General features: G+C 74.6%; 1 protein-coding gene and 1 pseudogene. Both read right to left on the bottom strand.

Going from position 1 to position 1,217, the window contains the following annotated elements; translation table 11 throughout:
• Nucleotides 1-439, bottom strand: a 439-nt coding sequence (locus VB737_RS07125) for an ABC transporter ATP-binding protein (RefSeq protein WP_500312223.1), incomplete at its 3' end; no start/stop codon positions are given.
• A gap of 62 nt (nt 440-501) precedes the next feature.
• Nucleotides 502-1,217: pseudogene (locus VB737_RS07120) on the bottom strand (NAD(P)-dependent oxidoreductase); the annotation flags it as partial.

Here is a 1,217-nt window from a genome sequence, read left to right as displayed (position 1 = left end):
GGCCCACCCGGGCGAGCAGGTCGCGGGCGGCCGTCTCCAGGGCAGGCCGGGGCCGCCCGGCCAGCTCGCCGGGCAGGGTGACGTTCTCCAGCACCGAGAGGGTGGGGATGAGATTGAAGAACTGGAAGATGAAGCCGATGTGGTCGCGGCGGAACAGGGTGCGGTTGCGCTCGTCGAGGGCCGTGAGGTCCACCCCGCCGATGCCCACGCGGCCGGAGGAGGGGGTGTCGATGCCGCCGATCAGGTGCAGCAGGGTGCTCTTGCCGCTGCCGCTCTGGCCCAGCAGAACCACGAACTGGCCGGGGGCGATGGTCAGGTCGACGGCCTGCAGCACCGTCCGCTCGCTCTCCCCCTCCTGGAAGCGCTTGCTGAGCCCCCGCAGTTCGATCGCGGAGGCCGTTGGCGCAGGAGATGGCGCATGGGGGGGCGCATCGAGCATTCAGCCAACGGCCTCGCGGCCACCACCACAGGAGCCGCACCAAGGTAGGGAGCCAGGGCTGCTCACCGGGAGCCGGCGCTGAACCAGCGGGATAGGGCCGACACGTCCTCGTCGCCATGGCCCGCCGCGATCAGGTCGTCCTCCATCGCCGCCACCAGCTTGGCCACCGGCAGCCCCAGCCCCCCGGCGGCGGCAGCCTCCAGGGCGATCGCCAGATCCTTGCGATGCAGCCGCAGGCGGAACCCGAGCGGGAACTCGCCCCGCAGCATGGCGCCGCCGCGGTGCTCCAGGGCCCAGGAGCCGGCGGCCCCGCCGAGCAGCGCCTGCCGCACCTCCTCCATCGGCAGGCCGAGCCGCTGCCCCAGGGCCAGGGCTTCGGCCACCGCCGCGTAGCTGCCCGCCACCAGCACCTGGTTGACGGCCTTCGCCGCCTGGCCCGCCCCCACCGGACCGATCGCCGTGATCGTGCGGCCCACCGCCTCCAGCACCGGCCGGGCCCGCTCCAGGTCGGCGGCCGCTCCCCCCACCAGCACCGCGAGGGTGCCGGCCCGGCCCCCTCGGTGCCGCCGGTCACCGGCGCATCCAGGTAGGCCACACCGCGCTCGGCCAGGGCGGCGGCCATGGCCCGGGAGGTGCCAGGAGCGATGGTGGAGAAATCGACCACCAGGGCCCCGGGCGCCAGACCGGCCACGGCGGCGATGGCGCCGTCGCCCCCCTCACCCAGCAGCACCGCCGCCACCGCCGCCATCTCGAGCGAGAAGCCCAGCAGCATCACCAA

This window comes from Synechococcus sp. BA-120 BA3 (genome assembly GCF_034931285.1).
GTDB lineage: Bacteria > Cyanobacteriota > Cyanobacteriia > PCC-6307 > Cyanobiaceae > Cyanobium.
The sequence above is the reverse complement of the archived record's forward strand: the minus strand, read 5'-3'. Positions and strand labels throughout refer to the sequence as shown.